Source organism: Microbacterium aurantiacum (assembly GCF_031625015.1).
Classification (GTDB): domain Bacteria; phylum Actinomycetota; class Actinomycetes; order Actinomycetales; family Microbacteriaceae; genus Microbacterium; species Microbacterium aurantiacum.
In genome coordinates this window covers 1,875,288-1,899,577 of record NZ_JAHWXH010000001.1, presented here as the reverse complement: position 1 = coordinate 1,899,577, position 24,290 = coordinate 1,875,288, and the positions used below count along the sequence as shown (strand labels likewise).

Sequence of the window (24,290 nt, the reverse complement as noted above, 5' to 3'; positions counted from 1 at the left end):
AGAAACGCCGTGCGGGAGCGGTCCCGGGGCCCCCGGGGCGCCGCCGACGCCCGAATCTGAGGAGTTCGGCACGGCCCGGCACCCGCACCTCGGACGCCGGGACACCGGGCCGGGCCCCCGGGCGCGCGGGCCGAACTCCTCAGAAACGCCGTGCGGGAGCGGTCCCGGGGCCCCCGGGGCGCCGCCGACGCCCAAATCTGAGGAGTTAGGCACGGCCCGGGGCGCGGGGTCGAAGCGCGGCGGAGTCAGGCGTACTCGGCGGCCCAGCGGGCGGCGAACTGACGTGGTGAGATCGCGCCGATGTCGAGCCGCTCCTCCCCCTCGCGCAGGCGCACCCAGCACTCCAGGGTGGCGGTGTATCGCGGATCGGGGTCGACGTCGCGCGGCCGACGCGTGCCCGACAGCGTCTTGGTCCGCGCCCGCACGTCGGCGGTGATCGCCTGCAGCGTCACGGCGGCCACCACGACGGCGACCAGCTTGATCGCGAACACCTCGGGCCAGGACATCGGCACCACGGATGCCGTGACGAGGCCCGTCAGTGCCGCCGCCACCAGCCCGAACGGAATCCAATGCCGGGCCACGTGCAGGAACCCTCGCACGAGCGGCGGGGTCTCCGGCGGGTAGATGTGCACCGCCACCGTGTGCGTGCCGTAGCGGGAAAAGCGCGAGGTGGCGTAGCCCCAGCGGTGTCGTCCCACCAGAAGTGCACGGGCTTGTCGCGCGGCCTCCCGCACCGCGATCATGTCCGCTCGCCGCTCCCGTCGGTCGCGTCCTCGTCCGGCGTGAGCTCGTCGTAGCCGAGCCGCCTGCGAGGCGAACGCGAGAGGTACGCCGCCCGCGCGATGGCGATGCTCCCCACCGCGGACGTGGTGAGCTGCATGGCGATCGCGAGGACGACCTTCACGAGGTCGGGCACCGTCGGCTGCACGAGGAAGGCCCCGCCCAGCACCAGGGCGATGCCGAGTCCTCCGGCGGTGCCCACTGCGGAGACGCGCGTGAACGCGTCCGGGAAGCGGATCACCCCGAGCGCGGCCGTGGCGAACACGAGCGCACCGAGGACCACGAAGACGTTTCCGAGAATGGCGAAGATGTCACTCATCGCTTCCCCCTCGTCAGCGCCCGGGCAAGCGACAGGGCGGCGAGGAAGCTGACCACCGTCGCCACGAGCACAATGTCGAACGCGAAGGTCGCGGCGACCCGCACCCCGATGACCGCGATGAGCCCGACCGCGCCGAACAGGAGCAGGTCGGCGGCGACGACGCGGTCGGCGTCGTCGGGTCCGGTCAGCATGCGGTAGGTCGTCACGAGCATGGACAGGGCCAGGATGCCGATGGCGATGTCGAGGCCGATCATCGGGCGTCCCCCTTTCGGCGCAGGGCGGGGAGCAGACGGTCCTCGATCCGAGCGACCTCCGCGCGGAGCGCATCCGGCCCGTCGGAGTACATCCCGTGCACGAAGAGCACCCGCGCGTGCGTGCGGGACTCGATCGTCGTGCCGAGGGTGAGGGTGCCCGGGGTGAGGGTCACCAGCGCCGCCAGCGCGGTGATCTCCGCATCCGTCTCGCATCGCGTGGGAACCCGCGCGATCCCGGGCGTCGAGTTCTGCCCGGGGGTGAGGTTGTCGCGGAGGACGGAGAAGTTCGCGACGATCACCTCCGTCGCGAACCATGCCACGAATCCGATCAGACGGAAGGGCCACGTGAGCCAACCGGTGAGCTGCGTCATGATCCGAGCACCGCCTCGACGTATGCGGAGGTGTCGAGCAAGCCGTCCGCGGCGATCTGCGCGAGTCCGAGGAGCAGTTCCGCCCCGAGGCCGAGACCGAGCGTGATCACCGCGAGCACGATCGCCGGAGCGGCGAGCGATGCGCCGATGCGGGGGCGGGTGCGCGTGAGCGTGTCGGTCGCCCCGGCGGTCCCCGTTCCGGAGCCGGCGACGGATGCCGCATCCGCCGACTCCTCATCCGCCGACTCCGCATCGAGCGACGACGCGGCCTCCGAGGACCGCGATCCCCAGAACATCCCCGACCAGATCCGGAGCATCGCCAGCAGGGTCACCAGGCTCACGAGGATCATGACGACGACCGCCACGATCTCACCGGCGTCCTGCGCCGCGAGGATCAGCGAGAGCTTCGCGACGAAGCCCGAGAAGGGGGGAAGCCCGGCGAGCGACAGTGCCGCGACGAAGAAGGCCGCGGCGATGAGCGGTTCGGTCTTGGCCACCCCGCGGAAGGCACCGAGCTTGTCGGTGCCGTACCGGACCTCCACGGCGCCGGTCGAGAGGAACAGCGACGCCTTCACGATCATGTGGTGGATGAGGTAGAAGATGCCCGCGACGAGTCCGAGCGGGGTGAACAGCGCGACGCCGAGGAGGATGTAGCCGATCCCGCTGACCATGTTGAACGCCAGCATCGACCGGCTGCTGTTCTCCCCCGCCGCTCCGAGCGCGCCGACGATCATGGTCACGGTGAACACGGCGATCCCGATCCAGAGGAAGCGCGGGTCTCCGTCGAAGACGACGGCGTAGATCCGGTAGATCGCGAAGATCGCGATCTTGGTGTGGAGCCCGGAGAAGAGGGCCGTGATCGCGGGCGAGGTCGTCGGGTAGGCCCGGGCGAGCCAGCCGTGCACCGGCACCACGGCGGCCTTGATCCCGAGCGCGAACAGACACACGGCCGTGGCGATCGCGACGGTCTCATCGGATGCGGCCAGCCCCGACAGCTCGGCGATGTTCACCGTTCCGGCGGTGCCGTAGAGGAACCCGACGCCGACGAGGAACACCGTGGAGGTGAGCAGGTTGAGCGTCACGTACAGGCGCACGCCCGCGATCCGACGGATCGGCGCACGGTCGGGGGCGGCGAGGAGGAACAGTCCGTACGAGGGCAGGAGCATGACCTCGATGAAGACGAAGAGGTTGAACAGGTCCGCCGTCAGCAGCGCGCCGTTGACGCCGGCGAGCAGCACCAGCAGCATCGGCGCGAAGAAGCGCGACTGCGCCCGGCCGGAGGCCACGGCGAACCATGCGCACGTCAGCGTGAGGATGCCGGTGACGGCGAGCATCAGGGCGGTGAACATGTCCGCGGCGAAGGGGATCGCGATTCCCGCGACCCATCCCCCGACGCCGTGGGCGATCGCGCCGCCGTCGAGGAAGTCGAGGATCAGCAGGATGCCGCCCGCCGTCGATGCGGCGATGACGGCCATCATCACGATGACGTGGATGTGGCGGCGGGTCGGGGTGACCGCGAGGATGCCGGCGAAGATCATCGGCAGGCCCACGAAGAGGGGAAGGAGGGCGGCGCTCACGAGGTGATCCCCCTCTCGGCCGCGAGGACCTCGTCCGGGTGCACGCCGACGTCCTCCACCGTCTCGTCGTCGTCCTCCGGCTCGGTGCCGTCGGAGGTGTCGTCATCGTTGTCGCCGGTCACGGCGAGGACGAGCATGAAGATCGTCAGCGAGAACGCGATGACGATCGCCGTCAGCACGAACGCCTGCGGCAGCGGATCGGCGATCGTGCTCGGGTCCGCCGGGGTGCCGAACGGCTCGCCGCGACGCGCGGTGCCGCCCGCGGCGAGCAGAACGAGATTCGCGGCGTTGCCGAGCAGGATGAAACCGAGGATCACGCGCAGCATCTCGCGCTGCAGGAAGAGGTAGACGGCGCCGGCGACGAGGATGCCGGCGGTGAGGGCGACGGTCATCGCGAGGCCACCTTTCTCGAGGCACGGGTGGGGGTCGGAGTCCGGTCGGGTTTCGGATCAGGGTCGGGCCCGCCCTCCTCCCGTTCGGTGTGGTGCTGCCGCCCGAGGAGGTTGAGGGCGGTCAGCACGACGCCGACGACGGCGAGGTAGACGCCCACGTCGAACACGAGCGCCGTGGTGAGCTTGGTGCCGAGGATCTCGATGCTGAGCGGCCGGAGGAACGATCCACCGAAGTACCCCAGGAGGCCCGTCCCCGCGCCGACGACGATGCCCGAGCCGATGAGAGCGAGGAACGGCCAGCGGATGCGCGCCGCCGACTCGCTGGGAGCGGCGAGGTAGAGCAGCGCGAAGCCGGCGCCGCCGATCAGCGCGGCGATGAAGCCGCCACCCGGCTCCTGGTGGCCCCGCAGCAGGAGGATCGCGGACAGGAGGACGATGACGGGCACGAGCACCCGCGCGACGGTGCGGACGAAGACGCTGTTGGCCGCGGCATCCGACAGGGGTGTGCCGCGGAGGAGCCGGGCCGAGCGCACCGGCGACGGCCGCCGCGAGTACAGGAGGGCGGCGATGGCGATCCCCGCGACCCCGAGAACGGTGAGCTCGCCGAGCGTGTCGAAGGCGCGGAAGTCCACGAGGATCGTGTTGACGATGTTCGCCCCGCCGGTGAGGGTCTCACCCTCGCTGAGGTAGAACTCCGCCGCCGGCGACATCTCGCGGCGTCCGGTGAGCGCCCAGACGCCGAGGGTCGTGGCTGCTCCCGCGCCGAGAGCGAGGACAGCGGGCAGGATGCGGCGGCGCTTCGCCCGCGGGGGCGAGAACTCTCGCGGCAGGCGGCGCAGCAACAGCACCATGACGCACACGGTGAGGATCTCGACGAGGAGCTGCGTCATCGCGACGTCGGCGGCCCCGAGGACGAAGAACCACACCGTCATGCTCGCGCCGACCACACCGGTCACGACGATCGCGGCGATGCGCGTCCGGGCACGGACCGCGGCGATCGTCCCCGCCGCGACGAGGGCGAGGAGCAGCCAGTCGATCGGTTGGGTCGGGTCACCGACCACCTCGGGCAGCCGCGGGACGGTGAAGACGCCGACGGCTGCGATGACGATCAGGACGGCGACGGGGATGGCGAGGTGCCGCGCGGGCTTCGTCGTGCCGGCTGCGCGTCCGACCAGCCCGCCGAGGCGGACGATGCCCGCCCGCGTGGCGTCCACGACCGCCAGTCCCGAGACGGGCGAGCGCAGCAGATCGGTCACGCGCCCCACGCGCGCGCGGCCGACGACCATCGCCGTTCCGAGCGCGATCACGGTCGCCGACACGGCGAGCGGAAGGTTGAACCCGTGCCAGAGCTCGAGATACGCGTCGACGGGAGCGCCGACAGACGAGGTCGCGGCTCCGGCGACGAGGCCGTCGAGCAGGAAGGGCAGGACTCCCAGGACGAGCCCCGCCGCAGCAAGGAGCCCGGGCGCTCCCCAGAAGAGGACCGGCGCCTCCGTCACGGTCCGGGACGCGGTCCGCCCGCCGAGGGCGCCGAGGACGATGCGTCCCGAGTACGCGAACGTGAACACCGCGGTGAGGGCTCCGACGACCGTGAGCACCACCGGGAACCACACGGGCCCGGGCGCCTCGACGAAGGCCGCGAACATCGATTCCTTGCTGACGAATCCGAGAAGCGGCGGGATGCCGGCCATGGACGCCGCGGCGAGGGCGAGTGCGCCGATGGTGATCGGCATCCGGATCCGGAGCTTCGCGAGCTCGCGGATGTCGCGGGTGCCGGCTTCGTGATCGATGACGCCGATGAGCATGAACAGAGCCGCCTTGAACAGGGCATGGGCGACGGTGTGGACGACGGCGGCGGTGAGGGCCTCGGGGGTGCCGACGCCGATCATGGCGACGAGGAGCCCGAGCTGGCTGATCGTGGAGTAGGCCAGGAGCGCCTTCAGGTCGGTCTGGCGGAGGGCGGTGACGGCGCCGAAGACGGCCGTGATGAGACCGGAGGTGATGAGCAGGCTCGACCAGACGAGCTCACCGGCGAGGGCCGGGGAGAACAACAGGGCCAGGTAGATGCCGGCCTTGACCATCGCGGCGGCGTGCAGGTACGCCGAGACCGGGGTGATGGCGACCATCGAGTCGGGGAGCCACGCCTGGAACGGGAACTGGGCCGACTTGGTGAACACCGCTCCGGCGAGGAGCAGCGCCACCGGGATCGCGAATCCGGGCTGGGCCCAGGCGTCGGACATGAGGACGTCGGTGATGCGGGTCGTCCCGGTTCCCACCCACATGACCACGACCGCGGCGAGGAGGCTCAGGCCGCCCGCGGCGGTGACGAGGAGGGTGCGGATCGCCGGCTCACGCGCATCCTTGCCGGACCGCGCGATGAGGAAGAACGAGCAGAGGGTCGTCGCCTCCCAGGCCACGAACATCAGCACGAGGTCGTCGGCGAGGACGAGGAGCAGCATCGCCGCGGCGAAGCCGGTCATCAACACGAAGAAGGACGCGTTCGGGCCCCTCGGCAGGTACCGCGCCGAGTAGATCAGCACCAGCGCACCGATCACCAGGACGATCAGCGAGAACAGCAGCGAGAGCCCGTCGAGGCGGAGGCCGAAGCCCACCCCGAGGGTCGGCATCCACGGCACCCACACCGATCCGGACCCGAGTGCCGCCAGCATTCCGGCGGCCACGACCAGGGGAAGCGCGAGCCACCATCCGGCGGCCCGGCCCGCGGCGCGCGCGACCGGTGCGGCGACGGCGCACGTGGCGCCGACAAGAATCAGAGATGCCCACAGCATCCGCGTACCTCATCCGTCACAGCTTCACCGGTCGGGACGCGGTCACCTCGCCACGCGTGCGATGACCCCGATTCGGCGCTTACCGAAGAGCGGATGCCGGCGCACTGCCGGACAGGTTCGCACCCCAGCGGGAGATGTAGCCGTTGGTGCCGGTGTGCAGCGGGACGGAGAACGCCGGCGCGGGGGCCGGGGTCATCGTCTCACGCAGGAATCGCACCGCGCCATCCTACCGGAGCCGGTCGGAGATCGGCTCCGCTCAGACGCCCGCCGCGAGCCCCTCGGTCGCGCCCAGCTCGTCGAGGAGGTCCGCGATCCGCGCGCGGATGTCGTCGCGGATCACCCGCACGTCGGCGAGCGACAGGTCGGCGGGATCGGTCAGCTCCCAGTCGAGGTAGCGCTTGCCCGGATAGATCGGGCAGGCGTCTCCGCAGCCCATCGTGATGACCGCGTCCGCGGCGCGGACCACGTCGTCGGTGAGGGGCTTCGGGAACTCCTCCGACACGTCGATTCCGATCTCGGCGAGCGCCTCGACGACGGTCGGGAGGATCCCCTCACCGGGCTGCGAACCTGCGGAGCGGACGTGGACCCGGTCGCCCGCGAGGTGGCGCGTGAGGGCTGCGGCCATCTGCGAGCGGCCCGAGTTCTGCACGCAGACGTACAGCACCTCGGGAACCGTCTTGACGATCAACCCGCGGGACTGGGCGAGAGCGGTGAGCCGGTCCCTTGCGAACTTCTCCGCGAGGGAGGCGAGGTGGGTCGAGACCCGCGCCGTGCGCCCGAGCGCGGTGTAGGACTCGTAGACCACGCGCTCGACGGTCTCCTCGCTCACCATGCCGGTGAACTGGAGGGCCAGGCGCTCGGCCGCGCGGTGGAGGACGGCATCCGGCGACAGGAGAGGCGCCTGTCCGCGCCCCGCGCCCATCAGGCGGTCCGGGCGGGGAGGAGGTCGGCGACGAGGGTCTCGACGCGGCGACGGATGTCGTCACGGATCGGGCGGACGGCCTCGATGCCCTGACCGGCCGGATCGTCGAGCTCCCAGTCCTCGTAGCGCTTACCGGGGAAGATCGGGCACGCGTCGCCGCATCCCATCGTGATCACGACGTCGGACTCCTTGACGGCTTCCACCGTCAGCACCTTGGGCGTGTTCGCCGCGATGTCGATGCCCTCTTCGGCCATCGCCTCGACGGCGACGGGGTTGATCGAATCCTTGGGCGCGGAGCCCGCGGACAGGACCTCGATCTCACCCCGCCCGAGTTCGCGCAGGTAGCCGGCGGCCATCTGGGAGCGTCCGGCGTTGTGGACGCAGACGAAGAGGACGGTGGGGGTGGCGGTCATGGGGTCTCGCTTTCTCTCACGGGAAAGCATAGACCTTCATCTATCGATTGGGTGAACGGCGAGCGAACGATCCGAGAGGAGTTCACCCAAGAGCGCGCGCACCCGTCGTTCGATGTCATCGCGGATCGCGCGGATCCGCTCGGGCGACGCTCCGACGGGATCTTCGAGATCCCAATCCAGGTACCGGCGACCCGGGTAGACGGGGCATGCGTCGCCGCAGCCCATCGTGACCACAACGTCCGCGGCGCGCACCGCGTCGTCGGTGAGGGGCTTGGGGAACTCGCCGTCGAGAGCCGCCCCGATCTCGTCCAACGACGCCGCGATCGCCGAACGGACCTCGGCGGCGGGACGAGAGCCGGCGGTCCGGACGCGAACGGCATCCCCCGCGAGACGCCGGAGAATCGCCCCGGCCATCTGCGAGCGTCCGGCGTTCTGGACGCAGACGAACAGCACGGTGGGGACGGCATCCGACACTCGCGCCTCCGCGTCACCGGCGCGCGCGAGCGCTTCCAGTCGGGATGCCGCGAAGGAGGCCGATCTGCTCGTGAGCAGGGGGCGCGGCCCCGCGGCTGCGAGGAGGTCGTAGCTCTCACCGACGACGGCGCGGACCGTCTCGCGGGCGAACACCCCGCGGAACCGGATGTCGAGGTCGGACGCGATGCGATCGAGGTCCGGCGCGGGGCCGTCGACCGCATCGCCGGCACCCAGGACCGCTTCCACGCGCTCGGCGACGTCGGGGGCGATGGAGTACCAGACGCGGCGGCCATCGGGGTCGCGATGGACGATGCCGGCGTGGGCGAGCGCCTTCATGTGGTGACTCACGGTCGGCTGCCGGAGGTCGAGCGCGCGGGCGAGATCGCCGACGAGCGCACGCCCGTCGGGCGCGGTTCGGATCAGGGCGAGGATGCGCACGCGCGTCGGGTCGCCGAGAACGCGCATCTGCTCGACGGAATCCATAGACGGCAGTCTATCCGCGCCGGAAACATCGACTATGGTCTATGCGTGCCCGAACGGTCCCCTCGCATGAACCCCTCCACGCGCGCCCTGGCCGGCGAGTTCCTCGGCAGCGCCGGACTCGCCGTCGTCGTCATCGGCTCCGGAATCGCCGCGCAGAGCCTCTCGCCCGGCGACACCGGCCTGCAACTGCTGGAGAACGCCCTTGCGACGGCCTTCGGCCTGACAGTCCTCATCCTCGTCTTCGCGCCCGTCTCGGGGGCGCACTTCAACCCGGTCGTCACCGTCGTCGACATCCTCCTCCATCGCCGCTCGTGGGCGACGGCGGCGAGCTATCTTCCCGCCCAGATCGCCGGCTGCATCACCGGCGCGGTGCTCGCGAACCTCATGTTCGACGCTCCGGCGATCGCCTGGAGCATGACCGACCGGTCAGCGGTCAACCTCCTGCTCTCGGAGGTCGTCGCCACCGCCGGGCTCATCACCGTCATCTTCGCGCTCGTCCGCACCGGGCGCTCCGCGTGGGCGGCACCGGCGGTCGGCGCCTACATCGGCGGTGCGTACTTCTTCACGTCGTCGACGAGCTTCGCCAACCCCGCCATCACGATCGGTCGCATGTTCAGCGACACGTTCGCAGGGATCGCCCCGGCATCCGCCCCGGCGTTCGTCGGCGCGCAGCTGGTCGGCGCCGCGATCGGACTGCTGGTGGTCCGCCTGCTCTTCCCGGTCGCCGCGCCGGATCCCGCGACTATATCCTCCGCCGACACGAGAGCCACCCGGTCATGACGCCCACGCCCGTCGTCCTGTTCATCTGCCAGCACAACGCCGGCCGCTCTCAGCTCGGCGCCGCGCTGCTCGAGCTCGACGGCGGCAAGCGCTTCACCGCCGCCTCCGCAGGGCTCTCCCCCGCGGACGAGGTGAATCCCGCCGTGGCCGCCAGCCTCCGCGAGCTGGATGTCGACATCACCGCTCGGACGCCGCGCGCGGTCACCGCGGCGGACCTGGACGATGCCGACCTGGTGGTTCTCATGAAGCCGGGACTCCGGCTACCCGCCCCCGTGCGCGGAGAACTGCTCGAATGGAGCTTCCCGAACCCCGAGTCCTGGGATGCCGAGGCGGTGCGGCCGCTCCGGGACGCCGTTCGGGCCCGGATCGCCGGCGAGCTCCTCGGCTGATCGCACCGCCCGTCAGACTCCCGCGGGGGCGCGACCGATCTGCAACACTCCGGATGCCGGCACAGACGGCACCGCGCAGCATCCGCCACCCCCGTCGGACGTCGCGGCCGGGGCGTCGAAGAGTCCCGCACCGCCGCACACCCCGGTGTCGGGGAGAACAAGCTCCACGCGCCGCGCCGCCTCCCGGTCGCCGGCGAGTTCGGCCACGACACTGCGGACCTGCTCGTAGCCGGTGAGGGCCAAGAACGTCGGTGCGCGACCGTACGACTTCGCCCCGACGAGGTAGAACCCCGGCTCCGGCTGAGCGAGGTCGACCGCACCGGTGGCCGCCACCGATCCGCAGGAGTGGACGTTCGGATCGATCTCCGCCGCGATGCGGCGGGGCGCCTGCAGCGTCGGATCGAGGTCCAGGCGCACCTCACTGAGGAACGACAGGTCGGGGCGGAATCCGGTGAGGACGACGGCGCGATCGGCCATCAGCCTGCGACCGTCTTCGGCGACCAGCGAGACCCGGGCCTCGTCGCGTTCGACGCGTTCGACGCGGAACGCGATGACGAGCTCGACCAGGCCCGCGTCGACGGCCTCGCGCGCACGCCGACCGAGCGCGCCGCGGGCGGGGAGCTCGTCGCCCGCACCGCCACCGTAAGCGCCGCCGGCGTCAGCGCGCCGCAGCGCCCACGTCACACGCGTCTCCGGGTCCCGTCGGGCCATCCGGGCCAGGGCGAGGACGGCGGTGATCGCGGAGTGGCCGGACCCGATGACGACGGTGTGCCGGCCCTCGAAACCCGCGCGGTCCCGGAAGTCGGGGATCCGATAGGACAGCAGGTCGGTCGCCGCCCGTTCGCCGATCGCCGGCAGCCCGTCGGCCCCGGCGGGGTTCGGCGATCCCCACGTGCCCGATGCGTCCACGACAGCCCGGCCGAGGAGGCGCTCCTCCGCGCCGTCCGCGGACTGCACGTGGACGACGAAGGGCTGGTCCCCGCGCCCCGCGTCGACGAGGCGGTCGCGGCCGACACGGGACACCCCGGTGACGCGCGCGTCGTAGCGGACACGGTCGCCCACCGCATCCGCGAGCGGGACGAGGTACCCCGAGATCCACTGCGCACCCGTGGGGTAGCCGGACGTCGGGGCAGTCCAGCCCCGGGACCTCAGCAACCGCGCCGCAGCGGCGTCGATGACCTCCGGCCATTCGGAGAAGAGTCGCACGTGATCCCACTCGGCGACGGCGGATGCCGGGCCCGCACCGGCTTCGAGCACGAGGAACGGCAGGCCTCTCTCGGCGAGATGGGCGGCGGCGGCGAGCCCCTGAGGGCCGGCGCCGATCACGATGACCGGGAGGTCGGGAGACGGAGGTGCGGCGGTCTGAGCGGCGTCCATGCATCGAGGATCATCGATGCATCGACAATTGTCAATGGATGTGTCACCATCGGGTATGGCCGCCGCTCTCCCCCTCGTCCGCGTGGACGGTGCAGCGTGCGCGACACCGGCGGACGCAATCGCCCTGTCGCCCGCCGACGCGGAGCCGATCGCCCGGATCTTCAAGGCGCTCGGCGACCCCACCCGCGTCCGATTGATGTCGCTGATCGCTTCCTCCGAGGGAGGCGAGGCGTGCATCTGCGACCTCACCGCCCCCGTGGGGCTCGCGCAGCCGACCGTGTCGCACCACATGCGTCTCCTCGTCGAAGCCGGGCTCGCCTCTCGCGAACAGCGCGGCCGCTGGGCCTACTACCGCGTGGAGCCGGCCGCCCTCGCCCGCGCCGCCGGCTTCCTCCGCGCGTGAGCGGGGTGCGGATCCGCCCCCTCGTCGAGGCCGACTGGCCGGCGGTCGAGGAGATCTACCGTGAGGGGATCCGGGCGGGGAACGCGACTTTCGATCCGGATCCCCCGACATGGGAGGCCTTCGACGCGACCCGGGCGTCGATCGCACGGCTCGTCGCCGTCCGAGAGGACGTCGTCCTCGGATGGGTGGCCGCCTCCCCGGTCTCGTCCCGCGACGTGTACCGCGGCGTCCTGGAGCACTCCGTGTACGTGGCGACGTCGGCCCGGGGACGAGGGGTCGGGTCCGATCTCCTCGCCGCGTTCCTCGATGCGGCCGACCGCGCCGGGATCTGGACGGTCCAGGCGAGTGTCTTCCCGGAGAACCCCGCCAGCCTCTCGCCTCACCGCCGTGCGGGCTTCCGCGAGGTCGGCAGGCGTGAACGCATCGCCCTGATGACCTTCGGCCCGTGGGCCGGGCAGTGGCGCGACACGATCCTCATCGAGCGCCGCCGCCGCGACTGATCTCTGCGCTCAGCCGCGGAAGTCGTCGGGATCGACATCCTCCAGGAAGCGCTTGAACTCGTCCACGCTCTCCTCCGCATCCACCGGGACGCCGTCCTCGTCCTCCCCGGTGACGGTGTCGATCACGCCCGCCTCGGCCAGCACCTCGTCGGCGACGAAGATCGACGCTCCGGTCCGCGAAGCCAGCGCCACGGCATCCGACGGCCGGGCATCGACCACGCGAGAACCGACGGGGGTGTCCAGCACGACGTCGGCGTAGTACGTGCCCTCGTCGATACGCGTCACCTCGACGCGGTCGACGGTCGCGCCGAGGGTGTCGAGGATCTCGCGCATGAGGTCGTGTGCGAGGGGACGCGGCACGGGAGCACCCTCGACGGCGACGAGAATCGACGTCGCCTCCTGTGCGCCGATCCAGATGGGCAGGAGGCGCCCCTCCCCAGGGAGGTCCTCGAGGGGCTTCAAAAGGATGACGTGCTGCTGGGCGGCGTCGAGGGCCACCCCCGCCACGCGGACCTGCACCATGCGATCGCTTCCTCTCAGTCTCGGGGTCCGTTCAGCGCCGCGAGGGCGGCGAGCCGGTCCCCCGTCATCCGCTGCGTCGTCCACTCGCTCATCGGTTCGGCGCCGATCGCGCGATAGAACTCCACGGCCGGAGTATTCCAGTCCAGCACCGTCCATTCCAGTCGCGGATAACCGCGCTCGGCGCAGATGCCCGCGAGGGCCGACAGGAGGCTCTTCCCGTATCCGCGACCGCGCTCCGACTCGTGGACGAAGAGGTCCTCGAGCCAGATGCCGTGACGGCCCGTCCAGGTCGAGTAGGTGAGGAACCACACGGCGATGGCCTTCACCTCCCCGTCGCGCTCCACCACGTGCGCGAACGCGCGCGGCTCGGCGCCGAAGAGCGTCTCGGTGAGCGCCTCGACGGTGTTCTCGACGGCATCCGGCTCGCGTTCGTAGACGGCGAGCGCCTGGATGCACGACAGGATGCCGGGCGCGTCATCGGACGCGGCGGCACGGAGGATCGCGCCGTCCGCGAGGATCCGCCCGGTCACGACGCGGCGTCGGCGACCGCGTCCGCAATCGGCTGGCCGCCCGTGTTGAACGAGATGGTGCGGCCGATCGTCCGGTCGTCCGCGAGGACGGCGGCGATCACCGCGGCGACGTCGGCACGTGCGACGGAACCGGACTCCTCCGCGCGGACGTCGATGCGCCCGGTCGGCTCCTCGAGCGTGAGGGAGCTCGGCGCGACGATCGTGTAGTCCAGCCCGCTCTCGCGCAGGTGGGTGTCGGCGGCGGCCTTGGCCTCGGCGTAGGCATAGAAGTCGTTGTCCTCGGGGACGCCGTGGTCGGGGCCCGCACCGAAGTACGACACCATCACGTAGCGGCGGACCCCGGCGGCGACCGCCGCGTCGATCGAGCGGATCGCGGCATCGCGGTCCACCGCGCGGGTGCGCTCGGGGTCACCGCCACCGGCGCCGGCGGCCCACACGACCGCGTCGTTGCCGCTCACCAGGTTGGTCAGCTGGTCGACGTCGAACGACTGCACGTCGGCGACGAGCGGAGCGGCACCGGTCGCGGCGACTTCCGCGTCGTGATCGGGATTGCGGATGACGGCGGTGACGGTGTCGCCGCGGTCGACGAGGAGAGGTTCGAGCAGCAGGGCGATCTTTCCGTGGCCGCCGATGAGCAGGACGCGAGACATGAGGGCTCCTTCCGAGGGTGCTCCGAGCCTAGCCGCGGCGTATCCGCGCGAATCGGGCCTGGCGTATGACGCCGTGTTGTGTCAAGAGGGGCGGGGTGTCGGTGCAGTGTGGTTTGCTTTCTCCACGCTCCGGAAAGGGCCCGTATGTCGATCGAGTTCCGCTCCGTCACGAAGAGATTCCCCGATGGCACCGTCGCGGTCGACGCTTTCGACCTCGTGATCCCCGCCCACAAAACCACGGTCTTCGTCGGATCGTCGGGGTGCGGCAAGACCACACTTCTGCGCATGATCAACCGCATGGTCGACCCCTCCCACGGGGATATCGCCATCGACGGAGAGAGTGTGCTCGACAAGGATGCCGTGCGGCTTCGTCGCAGCATCGGGTACGTGATGCAGAACTCCGGACTCATGCCGCACTTCACCGTCGTGGAGAACATCTCCACCGTCCCGGTGCTCGAGGGGACGCCGCGGAAGAAGGCGCGCGAGCGCGCCCTCGACCTCATGGACACCGTGGGCCTCGACCGAGCGCTCGCCGACCGATACCCGAGCCAGCTCTCCGGCGGGCAGCAGCAGCGTGTCGGTGTGGCGCGCGGGCTCGCCGCCGACCCGAACATCCTCCTGATGGACGAGCCGTTCGGCGCGGTCGACCCGATCGTGCGGACCGACCTGCAGCAGGAGCTCATCCGCCTGCAGAGCGAACTGGGAAAGACCGTGGTGTTCGTCACGCACGACATCGACGAGGCGTTCCTCCTCGGTGACCAGGTCGTGATCCTCGAGAAGGGCGCGAAGATCGCCCAGGTCGGCTCCCCGAGCGAGATCATCGAGAACCCGGCCACCGACTTCGTCGCGAGCTTCATCGGCGTCGACCGCGGATCGCGCGCCCTGACCCTGAAGAAGACCGATCGCGGAACGGTGGTGGTCGACAGCGCCGGACGCACGCAGGGGGCGATCGTGGGAGACGCTCCGTGACCTGGGTCCTGAACAACCTCGACCTCATCTGGGAGCTGACGGTGGTGCACCTCCGTCAGTCGGTGATCGCGATCATCCTCGGGTTCCTCGTGGCGGTGCCGATCGGCTGGGTCGCGTGGCGCTTCACCCGGCTGCGCGGGAGCATCCTGACCGTCACCGGCCTGCTCTACACGATCCCCTCCCTCGCACTGTTGCCGATCCTGCCGGTGGTTCTGGGGACGCTCTACCGCTCGGAGCTGAACCTGATCTTCGCGCTGACCATCTACGCCGTCGCCCTCATGGTGCGCTCCGTCGCCGACGGACTCGACGCCGTGGATCCGGCCGTGCGCCTCTCAGCCACGGCGATGGGCTACGGCACGGTGCGACGGTTCTTCGCGGTCGACTTCCCGCTCGCCGGGCCGGTCATCCTCGCGGGCCTGCGCGTCACGGCGGTCAGCACGATCGCCGTCGCGACCGTCGGTGCGCTCGTGGGCATCACCAACCTCGGGTACCTCTTCACCAACGGCCTGCAGCGCCGGATCATCGCGGAAGTCGTCGCCGGGATCATCGCCGTCGTCCTCATCGCGGTGATCATCGACCTCGTGCTCGTCGCGGCCGGACGCATCGCGATGCCGTGGACGCGCGCGCAGCGCCGTCGGGCCCGACGCGGCGCCGTGCCGCTGGAGGTGAGCGTCGCGTGAACCTCATCCTCGACGCCTTCGCCTGGATCTTCTCCGGCGACCCCGGCCGCGGGCTCGCCCCGATTCCCATCGCCCTCGGCGAGCACGTGTGGTTCACCGTGATCTCGGTGCTCATCGCCGCGTTGATCGCCGTTCCGGCGGGGTGGGCGATCGGCCACACCGGCAAGGGGCGCGACATCGCCGTGGCGATCTCGGGCGCCGCTCGCGCAGTCCCGTCCTTCGGCCTGCTGATCCTCCTCGTGCTCCTCCTCGGCGTGCTGCGGAGCGCGGAGGCGGCGATCATCACGTTCGTCCTGCTCGCGATCCCCTCGATCCTCGCCGGCGCCTACGCCGGGTTCGAGGCGATCGACCGCAAGGTCATCGACGCCGCTCGGGCGATGGGGATGACCCCGTGGCAGGTGCTGTGGCGGGTGGAAGTGCCGCTCGGCCTCCCCCTCCTCGTCGCGGGCCTCCGGGCGGCGACCCTGCAGGTCGTGGCGACCGTCACCATCGCCGCGTACGTCAACCTCGGCGGGCTCGGGCAGTACATCATCGCCGGCATCCCACTCCGCCGCTTCGACATCGTGCTCGGCGGCGCCATCCTCGTCGCCGCTCTCGCGCTCGTGCTCGACGGGCTCTTCGCCCTGTGGCAGCGCGGGGCGACACCCGCCGGCATCCGTGCCGCCACCCGCCACCATTCCGGTCCCGCGCGCTCGGCCCGTCGCGCCGCGACCGCCTGATCGTCCCTTCCCCGCACCATCACACAACAGAGGAAAATCACATGTTCACAGCAAAGAAGTCCCGCCTGGCCCTCGCGGCGGCGCTCCTGACCGGTGTGTCGCTCGTGGCCGCCGGGTGCGCCTCGAGCGACCCGCTGGCCCCCGAGACCGAGGCGCCCGCCGCGGGCGGCGAGACCAGCGAGACGATCGTCATCGGATCGCAGGCCTACTATTCCAACGAGATCATCGCCGAGATCTACGCCCAGGCGCTCGAGGCCGGCGGATTCGACGTGTCGCGCGACGCCTTCAACTCCGGTCAGCGCGACGCGTACATCCCGGCCCTCGAATCGGGTGAGATCACCCTGTTCCCGGAGTACTCGGGCAATCTCCTGCAGTACTTCGACCCCGAGACCGAGGCGCGCACCGCGGACGAGGTCTACGCCGCGCTCCCCGACGCGCTGCCCGAGGGCCTGAGCGTCCTGGATCAGTCGACCGCGACGGACCAGGACTCCTACACCGTGACCGCCGCATTCGCGGAGGAGAACGGTCTCGTCGAGATCGGCGACCTCGCCGACGCCGCGGGCCCGATCACCCTGGGCGGCCCGCCCGAGCTCGCCGAGCGTCCGTACGGCCCCACGGGCCTGGAGGAGGTCTACGGAGTGACGGTGGAGTTCTCCCCCACCGCCGACACCACCTTCGAGGCGCTCGAGGCGAACACGATCCAGGTCGCCAACATCTTCACCGCCGACCCGCGCATCCAGACCGGCGACCTCGTCGTGCTGGAAGACCCCGAAGGCCTGTTCCTGGCCTCGAACGTCGTCCCGGTCGTGAGCGGTGAGCTGCCCGAGGGCGCCGCCGAGATCCTCAACGAGGTCAGCGCCGCGCTGACCCCCGAGGGTCTCGTCGCCCTGAACGTCCAGAGCACCGAGGACCAGGAGTCCACGCCCGACATCGCCGCGGCGTGGCTGTCGGAGAACGGTCTCGTCTGACGATCGGTCTCGTCCGAACGAACCGAACGCCCCCGGCCCGCCCACGGCGCACCGGGGGCGTTCGGCATCCTCCCCTTGCCCGGGCGCGTCGACCTCAGAAGGCGCGGAGGTTCGCGTGCAGCCCGCCCGGGACGAAGTCACGCCGCAGGATGCCGCGACGCCGGAGGATCGGCACGAGCTCGTCCAGCATCCGATGCACGGTGACCGGGTGCAGATCCCCCCACAGGAGGACCCCGTCGTTGCCCCACTCACCGAGCTCCTCGATGAGGTCGGCGAACTCGTCGGCGGTGCCGACGAACCCGGACCGGTCGGAGATGCGCCCCAGGGTCGACAGCGCGGTCAGGTGCGCGCGCAGCGGTGCGGTGGCGACGTCGCGATCGCCGACGAGACGACGGATGCTGCCCTGCGACACGTTCTCACCGAAGACCTCGGCGGGCAGGGGAGCCTCCAGGTCGAGGGCCGTCAGGTCGGTCTCGAGATCGCTGGACTGGCGCCGGGCGATCTCGCGGAGCGCGGCGTCGTCGGGGTGCCCGGAGGCCGCGACGATCCGGTCCGCCTCCTCCGCGCTCGCCACCAGCACCGGCTGGATCGCGAAGAGGATGCGGATGTCGGATGCCGCCCGACCGCGCTCGGCCGCGGCGGCGTGGATGCGCGCACGGTAATCCCTGATGCTCGCCTCCGTGAGCGGGGCGAGGGCGAGCTGGATGTCGGAGTTCGCGCCCGCGAACGCCAGGCCGCGCCCGGATCCGCCGGGTGAGGCGATGACCGGCTCGCCCCGCTCGAAGGGCAGCGCGTTGAGGGGTCCGTCGAAGGCGTAGTACTCCCCGCGATGGCGGACGGCGTCGAGCCTGCGGCCGTCGGCGTAGACGCCCGATCCCGGGTCGGCGACGAGCGCACCGTCCTGCCAGCTGCGCCACAGCGCGCGCAGCGCCCCGAGCCACTCCTCGGCGCGGTCGTAGGCGGCGTCGTGCCCGAGCGGCGGCGCGTCACCGAAGTGCCGGGCGCTGCCGGTGTCGGTGACGACGTTGAGACCCAGGCGGTGATCGCTGAGGTGCTGGAGCGTCGCGAACTGCCGCGCCGCGGTATACGGGAGCGTCCCGGCGGGGTTCACCGTCGGGATCACTCCGAGATGCTGCGTCGCCTGGAAGAGGTAGGGGGCGAGGAGCAGCGGATCGTGCTTGGGCCCGCCGAAGGCGTGTCGGACGCGCAGGTCGATCGTGTCGGCCGACCCCAGGGACGGGGCATCCTCGATCAGGAGGAAGTCGAACCCCGCCCGTTCGAGTTCGCGCGCGGACTGCCGGTAGAGCTCGGGAGCGGTCCAGCGCCAGTCCCAGTCCAGGTACGGGTGGCCCCAGCCGTGCGGACCGAACCCGCGCGCGAGGAACCACCCGAAGTGCTGGAGGCGACTCACGCCGGCACCGGTTCCGCCGCCGCCCGCCCCGCGGCCACCTGCCCGGCATCCACCCGTCCGGTCTCCTCGGCCGACAGCGCACCCGCGAGATCGGCGATCAGATCGTCGACGTCCTCGATCCCGATCGACAGGCGCACGGTGCCGGGATGCACCCCGACGGCGGCACGCTCGGCGTCGGTCAGGTGGGCGTGGCTGGTGGAGGCGGGATGCAGGGCGAGCGAGCGCACGTCGCCGAGGTGGGTCATGTGGGTGATGAGCGCGAGGCCCTCGATGAACCGTCGCGCCGCCACGAGGCCGTTCTCCGCGTCGCCCGCGAGGGTCACCGTAAAGACGGATCCCGTCCCGTCCGGCAGGTATCGGCGGGCGAGGTGATGCGAGGGGTGCTCCGGCAGCCCCGGGTGATCCACGCGCTCCACCCCCGGCTGCGCGGCGAGCCAGCGTGCGACGCGGAGGGCGGTGGCGCTCTGTCGCTCGACGCGCAGGCTGAGCGTCTCGAGCCCTTGGCCGATGAGGAACGCGTTCAGCGGCGATGGGGTGGGGCCGAAGCGGGGCGCGAGGTCGTCGCGGGCGTAGGCGATCCGCGCGTCGCCTCCGGCACGTTCGACCGCGCTCGGTCGCCCGTCCCTGCCGCGGGTGACCAGGTGCGGGTAGCGTCCAGCCGCCGACACGGGGTCGAACCGACCGCTGTCGACGATCACGCCGCCGAGCACGCTGCCGTGGCCGGCGAGGAACTTGCTCGCCGAGTGCACGACGACATCCGCACCGTGCTCGATCGGGCGGAGCAGATAGGGCGTGGCGAAGGTGCTGTCCACGACGAGCGCGATGCCGTGGCGGCGCCCGACAGCGGCGACCGCGGCGATGTCGAGGACGCGGCCGGCGGCGTTGGAGATCGACTCGGCGAAAAGCGCACGGGTGTGGGGACGGATGCCCGCCTCCCACGCGCGGGGGTCGTCGATGTCGTCGACGAAGTCGACCTCGATGCCGAACCGCTCGAGGTTGTCGCGCAGGAGTCCCCGCGTTCCCTCGTAGATGTGGGTCGAGGCGAGGATGTGGCCACCCGCCGAGACGAGGCTGAGAAGGGCGATCGTCGTCGCCGCCTGCCCGGAGGCGACGAGCAGCGCGCGCGTTCCGCCCTCGAGATCGGCGAGCGTGCGTTCGACCTGGTCGACGGTGGGGTTCCCGACCCGGGTGTATGCGAAGCCGTCGGCGCCGCCGAAGAGCGCGGCGGCGTCGTCGAAGCTCTCGAAGCGGAACCCCGCCGTGAGGTAGATGGGTGTGGCGCGGGGCTCGGCCGCGCGCGCCCGCGCACCGTGCACCTGTCGCGTCGTGAATCCCGCGTGCGCCATCGTTCCGTCCCTCCCCGGCGGCGCGTTTCCGCTCGCGCGCTCCGTCAGAGCATCTTGGGGCCGCCCGCGGGCACACCCCAACTTCCCGCGTCGCCGTGTTACGACGGCCGTTCCCCGGGACGTTCCGCGAGCGACCCCGGGCGCGCGGCGCGCGAGGCCGGGGTTCCTCCCCCTGCCCCCGGGGGTCGGCGCTCGCTATCGTCGGGCCATGTCCCCCGACACCGCGCACTCCCCCGGCACGTTGCGCGAACCAGGCGCGTCCGCGATGGCGCAGTGCCTCGCGGTGCAGGAGCGCGCCCGCCCCCGGTCGGCGTGGGCACGCCTCGTCGGGCGCAGCCCCGTGTGCGAGGACGCCCTGCCGTGGTACGTCGGCGCGGTCGCCGAGCGCGAGGTCGCCGCGCGCCTGCACCGACTCGGGCCGGACTGGGTCTCCGCCGCGGGCGTCCGCCTCGACGCGCACGCTCCGCCCGTCGAGCTCGTCCTCGTCGGCCCGGGCGGGGTCTATACGGTGACCACGAAGTTCTTGCAGGATGCCCGTGTGCGGGTCGGAAGCCTCCGTCTCCTCGTCGACGGGACGCGGATGCCGTACGTGCGGGCCGCGCGGGAGGAAGCTGCCCGCGTCCGCTCGGTGCTGTCGGCACCACCACCGCTGCCGCGATCCGGACACCCCGCCCCGCCGGCTCCGGCGGTGGCCGTCACGCCGCTCATCGTGGTCGTCGGGGCGCGTCGCGTGGAGCTGGTCGATCCCCCGCGCGACGTCGTCGTCCTGCGCGACCGGGCGCTCACCCGGTGGCTCCGCCGCCGCCCCCGGATCTTGGAGGGAGTCGCGCGCGCCATCGTCGTCGATCGCCTCGCCGCCGCGGCGTCCGCTCCGCTTGTGCTGAGCGGCCGAGGCGCCGCGAAGACCGAGACCGACCTCACCCGCCCGCCGGACGTCGTCGCCTTCGCCGCCCTCCGCCGGCAGGTGCGCAGCGCCGCCGCCGTCCGCGGGCTGTGGCTGGCGCTGTTCATCCTCGTCGCCGCCGCCGTGCTCGGCCTCGGAGCCCTTCACATCGAAGGGCTCCTCGGCTTCACCGGCTGACCGGGACCCGCTCCGTTTTCGCCGTCGCCCGCGCCCGTGCGGCGTGGCGGGAGTGCTGGATGACGCTGAGCGCCACCGTCACCGCGAGGAGGGCGTACAGCACGATCGTGATCGGCGAGGAGACCAGGACGGTCGGGTCGCCTTCGGACACCGCCAGCGCCCGACGCAGCTGCGTCTCGGCGAGGGGTCCGAGGATCGCGGCGATCAGCACCGGGGCCAGCGGGATCGAGAAGTGCCGCATGGCGAATCCGACGACGCCGATGCCGAGCGCCATCCACAGGTCGACCGGCCGCGAGGCGATGGCGTAGATGCCGAGCATCGCCACCACCGTGATCCCGGCGTAGAGGTAGTGACGGGGGATGAGGAGGAGCTTGGCCCACACCGCCGCGAACGGCAGGTTGATGATCAGCAGGATGATGAGCCCGAGGAAGAGGCTCGCCAGGAGCGGCCACACGAGGTCGCCGCTCCGCTCGAACAGGAGGGGTCCGGGCTGCATGCCGTACTGCTGGAAGGCCGCGATCATCATCGCCGCGGTGGCGGAGGTCGGAAGCCCCAGTCCGAGGAGCGCGCCCATGGCCGAGCCGGCGGTGGCGTTGCCGGCGGCCTCCGGGGCGGCGACGCCCTGGATCGCGCCGCGCGTGCCGAAGTCGGTGTCGCCGCGGCGACGGGCGAGCCGCTTCTCCGTGCCGTAGGCGAGGAAGGTGGGAACCTCGGAGCCGCCCACGGGGATCGCGCCGAACGGGACGCCGTACGCGGTGCCGCGGAGGAATGCCGGCAGCACCATCTTCCACTCGCGCCACGACAGCAGCGGGGAGCCGGTCGGCTTCACCAGGCGCGCCGGGCCGTCGCCGCGACGGATGTGGGAGGCGACGTGGATCACCTCGCCGAGGGCGAGGAGTCCGACGGTGACCACGATGATCGAGATGCCGTCGAAGAGGACGGGGCTTCCGAGGGTGAAGCGCTCGGTGCCGCTCATGCCGTCGATGCCGACCAGCGCGAGGGCGAAGCCGAGCCCCAGGGCGACGAGGCCGCGGACGATCGAGTCGGCGACCACGGCCGAGATCGCCACGAAGGCGAACACCGCGAGGGCGAAGTACTCGGCGGGGCCGAAGACGGTGGCGAGCTGCACGATGTACGGGGAGAAGAAGACGACCAGGACGCACGCGATCGTGCCGCCGATGAAGGCGCCGATCGCCGAGGTCCCGAGCGCCTTCGCGGCCCGGCCGTCCTTCGCCATGCGATGGCCCTCGAAGGTTGTGGCGATCGCGGAGGAATTGCCGGGTGTGTTCAGCAGGATGCCGGACGTGGAATCGCCGAAGAGCCCGCCGAAGTAGATGCTGGCGAACATGATGAACGCGCCGGTCGGATCGAGGCTGAACGTGACCGGCAACAGGAGCGCGACGGCCATCGCCGAGCCGAGGCCGGGGAGCACACCGACGGCGGTGCCGAGGATCGCGCCGATGACGAGGAAGAGGAGGTTCTGCGGGGTGAAGGCGACCGCGAACCCCTCCATGAGGTTTCCGAGCTGATCCATCAGAGGATTCCTTCCAGGAAGCCGGCGGGCAGGGAGAGCCCGAGTCCGGCGCCGAACGCCAACTGCACGGATGCCGACATGATCACGCCGATGGCGATGTCCATGAGCGGGCGGCGACTGCCGAACGCCCAGGCGATCACCCAGAAGAGCGCCGCCGCCGACAGCAGCCAGCCGGCGAACGGCAGGACGAGGATGAAGCCGGCGAGCGCGCCGATCGTGATCACGACGGTCTTGACGTCGATGGAGCCGCGGCCGGAGCCGCCGACGCCTGCAGCGGCGCCGGAGTCTTCGGGAGAGACCACGCGGATCTCGCTCGTGGCGTCGATCCCGCCCAGGTCGCGCAGCATCTCGTCCGAGATCTCCACGGGGTCGTCCGCGACGTGCGGACGCTGCGGTGCGCGGAAGACGTCGATCGCGAGGGCGACCCCCACGACGTAGAGGAACACCGCGACGATGATCGGGAAGAAGGTGGGACCGGGGAACGCGGTGCCCTCCGGGATCTCCATCGTGACGATGCCGGCGGTGAGGGCCACCGCCAAAGCGATCACGCCGGCGACGATGATCAGCTCGCTCCGGCCGGTGTACCAGCGCGGCATCCGCTGCACCCGAAGGGTTCCCGTGGTGGGCGGGGCCGGGTCGTTCCCCGGCCCGAGGTCGATTCCTGCGCTCACAGTCCGAGCTCCTCGATGATCTGCGCCGTGCGGCGGCTTTCCTCCGAGATGAAGGCGGCGAACTCCTCGCCCACCATGAAGCTGTCCACCCAGCCGTTGCGCTCGAGCACCTCGGCCCACGCTTCGGTCTCGCGGAGCTCGGTGAGCATCGCCACCAGCTCGTCGCGGACCTCGTCGGAGACCCCCGGCGGGGCGACGTAGCCGCGCCAGTTCGACATGGCCACATCGATCCCCTCCTCGCGGAAGGTGGGGACGTCGATGCCGGGCACCGGCTCCTCCGCCGACATCCCGAGTGCGCGGAGGTTGCCGGAGGCGATCTGGTCGCGGAATTCGTTGTAGCCCGAGAGGCCCGCCTTGGCGGTCTTGGACAGGAGCGAGGTCACGACCTCACCGCCGCCCGGGTAGGCGAGGTAGTTGACCGCGGCGGGATCCGCCCCGGCCTCCTTCGCCAGGAGTCCGGCGAGGAGGTGGTCGATGCCGCCGAGGGAGCCGCCTGCGATCGCCGTGCCGCCGGGGTTCGCGGCGAGGTCCGCGGCGAAGTCGGCGAGCGTCTCGTAGGGCGAGTCGGCGGGGACGACGAGGACGTTGAAGTCGTCCGCGAGGCGCGCCACCGGGACGACGTCCTCGAGGGTCACCTGCGAATCGTTGATGAGGATGCCGCCGACCATGACACCGCCGGTGACCATCATCAGATCGTGCCGGTCGCCCATCTCTGCGACCTGCGCGAGTCCGATCGTGCCGGAGGCCCCCGGGACGTTCACGACCTGCACGCCCTGGGCGATGTTGTCGGCGCGCATGACCTGCTGCGCCTCGCGGGCGAACGCATCCCATCCGCCGCCCGGGGCCGCGGGGGCCACGAGGGTCACCTTCGTGCGGGGACTGGCCGCACCCCCGGTTCCGGCGGCGTGGACCGCCGCGGTGAGGAAGAGCGCTCCCGCGAGCACTCCCACGATCGTTCCGGTGATTCTCCGACGCATCTTCGCCTC

Annotated in this window: 29 protein-coding genes; 9 read left to right on the top strand and 20 right to left on the bottom strand. The window is 71.4% G+C overall.

What is annotated here, in order from left to right; translation table 11 throughout:
• Window positions 1-245: 245 nt before the first annotated feature.
• From KZC50_RS08935 to KZC50_RS08885, 11 genes are all read right to left on the bottom strand, one after another.
• Window positions 246-743 carry a DUF6611 family protein gene (locus tag KZC50_RS08935; RefSeq protein ID WP_310891416.1) on the bottom strand — a complete coding sequence of 166 codons (498 nt, stop codon included), beginning with the start codon at window positions 741-743 and terminating at the stop codon, window positions 246-248.
• Window positions 740-1,099, bottom strand: a complete 360-nt coding sequence (locus KZC50_RS08930; protein ID WP_310891415.1) for a cation:proton antiporter — start codon at window positions 1,097-1,099, stop codon at window positions 740-742. Before KZC50_RS08930 ends, KZC50_RS08935 begins: the two co-directional genes overlap by 4 nt.
• Window positions 1,096-1,353 carry an MrpF/PhaF family protein gene (locus KZC50_RS08925; RefSeq protein ID WP_310891414.1) on the bottom strand — a complete coding sequence of 86 codons (258 nt, stop codon included), beginning with the start codon at window positions 1,351-1,353 and terminating at the stop codon, window positions 1,096-1,098. The genes KZC50_RS08930 and KZC50_RS08925 overlap by 4 nt, the downstream gene beginning before the upstream one ends.
• Window positions 1,350-1,724, bottom strand: coding sequence for a Na+/H+ antiporter subunit E (locus KZC50_RS08920; protein ID WP_310891413.1), 375 nt, complete (start codon window positions 1,722-1,724; stop codon window positions 1,350-1,352). Before KZC50_RS08920 ends, KZC50_RS08925 begins: the two co-directional genes overlap by 4 nt.
• Window positions 1,721-3,262, bottom strand: coding sequence for a monovalent cation/H+ antiporter subunit D family protein (locus KZC50_RS08915; protein WP_375294591.1), 1,542 nt, complete (start codon window positions 3,260-3,262; stop codon window positions 1,721-1,723). Before KZC50_RS08915 ends, KZC50_RS08920 begins: the two co-directional genes overlap by 4 nt.
• Window positions 3,263-3,297: 35 nt before the next feature.
• Window positions 3,298-3,693 carry a cation:proton antiporter subunit C gene (locus KZC50_RS08910; RefSeq protein ID WP_310891411.1) on the bottom strand — a complete coding sequence of 132 codons (396 nt, stop codon included), beginning with the start codon at window positions 3,691-3,693 and terminating at the stop codon, window positions 3,298-3,300.
• Window positions 3,690-6,482 carry a DUF4040 family protein gene (locus KZC50_RS08905; RefSeq protein WP_310891410.1) on the bottom strand — a complete coding sequence of 931 codons (2,793 nt, stop codon included), beginning with the start codon at window positions 6,480-6,482 and terminating at the stop codon, window positions 3,690-3,692. The genes KZC50_RS08910 and KZC50_RS08905 overlap by 4 nt, the downstream gene beginning before the upstream one ends.
• Window positions 6,483-6,561: 79 nt before the next feature.
• Window positions 6,562-6,699: a hypothetical protein gene (locus KZC50_RS08900; RefSeq protein WP_310891409.1), complete on the bottom strand. Its 138-nt coding sequence runs from the start codon at window positions 6,697-6,699 to the stop codon at window positions 6,562-6,564.
• Between the two features lie 39 nt (window positions 6,700-6,738).
• Complete coding sequence (locus KZC50_RS08895; protein WP_310891408.1) at window positions 6,739-7,404, bottom strand: arsenate reductase ArsC; 666 nt, start codon at window positions 7,402-7,404, stop codon at window positions 6,739-6,741.
• The gene (locus KZC50_RS08890) at window positions 7,404-7,817 is read right to left on the bottom strand and encodes an arsenate reductase ArsC (protein WP_310891407.1); all 414 of its coding nucleotides are present in this window, start codon (window positions 7,815-7,817) and stop codon (window positions 7,404-7,406) included. The genes KZC50_RS08895 and KZC50_RS08890 overlap by 1 nt, the downstream gene beginning before the upstream one ends.
• 36 nt (window positions 7,818-7,853) lie before the next feature.
• Window positions 7,854-8,774, bottom strand: coding sequence for a metalloregulator ArsR/SmtB family transcription factor (locus tag KZC50_RS08885; protein WP_236967575.1), 921 nt, complete (start codon window positions 8,772-8,774; stop codon window positions 7,854-7,856).
• A 66-nt stretch (window positions 8,775-8,840) separates the two neighbouring features.
• On the opposite strand from KZC50_RS08885, the gene KZC50_RS08880 reads away from it, so the two are divergent.
• Together KZC50_RS08880 and KZC50_RS08875 are read left to right on the top strand one after the other, a co-directional pair.
• Entirely contained in the window at window positions 8,841-9,554 is a 714-nt protein-coding gene (locus tag KZC50_RS08880; RefSeq protein WP_310891554.1) for an aquaporin, read from the top strand.
• Window positions 9,551-9,943: an arsenate-mycothiol transferase ArsC gene (locus KZC50_RS08875; protein ID WP_310891406.1), complete on the top strand. Its 393-nt coding sequence runs from the start codon at window positions 9,551-9,553 to the stop codon at window positions 9,941-9,943. Before KZC50_RS08880 ends, KZC50_RS08875 begins: the two co-directional genes overlap by 4 nt.
• A 12-nt stretch (window positions 9,944-9,955) precedes the next feature.
• Here KZC50_RS08875 and KZC50_RS08870 read toward each other — a convergent pair whose 3' ends face one another.
• Window positions 9,956-11,320 carry an NAD(P)-binding domain-containing protein gene (locus tag KZC50_RS08870; protein WP_310891405.1) on the bottom strand — a complete coding sequence of 455 codons (1,365 nt, stop codon included), beginning with the start codon at window positions 11,318-11,320 and terminating at the stop codon, window positions 9,956-9,958.
• 55 nt (window positions 11,321-11,375) lie between these two features.
• On the opposite strand from KZC50_RS08870, the gene KZC50_RS08865 reads away from it, so the two are divergent.
• Together KZC50_RS08865 and KZC50_RS08860 are read left to right on the top strand one after the other, a co-directional pair.
• Complete coding sequence (locus KZC50_RS08865) at window positions 11,376-11,723, top strand: ArsR/SmtB family transcription factor (RefSeq protein WP_310891404.1); 348 nt, start codon at window positions 11,376-11,378, stop codon at window positions 11,721-11,723.
• Complete coding sequence (locus tag KZC50_RS08860; RefSeq protein WP_310891403.1) at window positions 11,720-12,223, top strand: GNAT family N-acetyltransferase; 504 nt, start codon at window positions 11,720-11,722, stop codon at window positions 12,221-12,223. The genes KZC50_RS08865 and KZC50_RS08860 overlap by 4 nt, the downstream gene beginning before the upstream one ends.
• A 9-nt stretch (window positions 12,224-12,232) precedes the next feature.
• On the opposite strand, the gene KZC50_RS08855 is transcribed toward KZC50_RS08860, so the two are convergent.
• The 3 genes from KZC50_RS08855 to KZC50_RS08845 are packed head-to-tail and all read right to left on the bottom strand — an operon-like array spanning window position 12,233 to window position 13,925.
• On the bottom strand, window positions 12,233-12,745 hold the full coding sequence (locus tag KZC50_RS08855) for a bifunctional nuclease family protein (RefSeq protein WP_310891402.1): 513 nt from the start codon (window positions 12,743-12,745) through the stop codon (window positions 12,233-12,235).
• A gap of 14 nt (window positions 12,746-12,759) precedes the next feature.
• Window positions 12,760-13,275, bottom strand: a complete 516-nt coding sequence (locus KZC50_RS08850; protein WP_372461289.1) for a GNAT family N-acetyltransferase — start codon at window positions 13,273-13,275, stop codon at window positions 12,760-12,762.
• Window positions 13,272-13,925, bottom strand: a complete 654-nt coding sequence (locus KZC50_RS08845) for an NAD(P)H-binding protein (protein ID WP_310891401.1) — start codon at window positions 13,923-13,925, stop codon at window positions 13,272-13,274. Before KZC50_RS08845 ends, KZC50_RS08850 begins: the two co-directional genes overlap by 4 nt.
• Before the next feature lie 144 nt (window positions 13,926-14,069).
• Between KZC50_RS08845 and KZC50_RS08840 the strand changes: the two genes are divergently transcribed.
• Genes KZC50_RS08840 through KZC50_RS08825 form a run of 4 tightly spaced genes read left to right on the top strand, consistent with a single transcriptional unit; the run spans window position 14,070 to window position 17,261 of the window.
• Complete coding sequence (locus KZC50_RS08840) at window positions 14,070-14,894, top strand: ABC transporter ATP-binding protein (RefSeq protein ID WP_310891400.1); 825 nt, start codon at window positions 14,070-14,072, stop codon at window positions 14,892-14,894.
• Window positions 14,891-15,574 (top strand): ABC transporter permease, encoded by a 684-nt coding sequence (locus tag KZC50_RS08835; RefSeq protein WP_301134472.1) that lies wholly within the window; start codon window positions 14,891-14,893, stop codon window positions 15,572-15,574. Before KZC50_RS08840 ends, KZC50_RS08835 begins: the two co-directional genes overlap by 4 nt.
• Window positions 15,571-16,293, top strand: a complete 723-nt coding sequence (locus KZC50_RS08830; protein WP_310891399.1) for an ABC transporter permease — start codon at window positions 15,571-15,573, stop codon at window positions 16,291-16,293. Before KZC50_RS08835 ends, KZC50_RS08830 begins: the two co-directional genes overlap by 4 nt.
• Window positions 16,294-16,334: 41 nt before the next feature.
• Window positions 16,335-17,261, top strand: coding sequence for an ABC transporter substrate-binding protein (locus KZC50_RS08825; RefSeq protein WP_301134477.1), 927 nt, complete (start codon window positions 16,335-16,337; stop codon window positions 17,259-17,261).
• A gap of 94 nt (window positions 17,262-17,355) precedes the next feature.
• Here KZC50_RS08825 and KZC50_RS08820 read toward each other — a convergent pair whose 3' ends face one another.
• Together KZC50_RS08820 and KZC50_RS08815 are read right to left on the bottom strand one after the other, a co-directional pair.
• Entirely contained in the window at window positions 17,356-18,672 is a 1,317-nt protein-coding gene (locus tag KZC50_RS08820; protein WP_310891398.1) for an LLM class flavin-dependent oxidoreductase, read from the bottom strand.
• Entirely contained in the window at window positions 18,669-20,018 is a 1,350-nt protein-coding gene (locus KZC50_RS08815) for an O-acetylhomoserine aminocarboxypropyltransferase/cysteine synthase family protein (protein ID WP_310891397.1), read from the bottom strand. Before KZC50_RS08815 ends, KZC50_RS08820 begins: the two co-directional genes overlap by 4 nt.
• 208 nt (window positions 20,019-20,226) lie before the next feature.
• Here KZC50_RS08815 and KZC50_RS08810 point away from each other — a divergent pair, with 208 nt between their 5' ends.
• Complete coding sequence (locus tag KZC50_RS08810; protein ID WP_156305188.1) at window positions 20,227-21,099, top strand: hypothetical protein; 873 nt, start codon at window positions 20,227-20,229, stop codon at window positions 21,097-21,099.
• Here the strand turns inward: KZC50_RS08810 and KZC50_RS08805 are convergent.
• From KZC50_RS08805 to KZC50_RS08795, 3 genes are read right to left on the bottom strand one after another with little or no spacing between them, the layout of a single operon-like run.
• Window positions 21,089-22,633 (bottom strand): tripartite tricarboxylate transporter permease, encoded by a 1,545-nt coding sequence (locus KZC50_RS08805; protein WP_310891396.1) that lies wholly within the window; start codon window positions 22,631-22,633, stop codon window positions 21,089-21,091. The genes KZC50_RS08810 and KZC50_RS08805 overlap by 11 nt on opposite strands.
• Window positions 22,633-23,304, bottom strand: coding sequence for a tripartite tricarboxylate transporter TctB family protein (locus KZC50_RS08800; protein WP_310891395.1), 672 nt, complete (start codon window positions 23,302-23,304; stop codon window positions 22,633-22,635). The genes KZC50_RS08805 and KZC50_RS08800 overlap by 1 nt, the downstream gene beginning before the upstream one ends.
• Entirely contained in the window at window positions 23,301-24,281 is a 981-nt protein-coding gene (locus tag KZC50_RS08795; RefSeq protein WP_053547831.1) for a Bug family tripartite tricarboxylate transporter substrate binding protein, read from the bottom strand. The genes KZC50_RS08800 and KZC50_RS08795 overlap by 4 nt, the downstream gene beginning before the upstream one ends.
• Window positions 24,282-24,290: the final 9 nt, after the last annotated feature.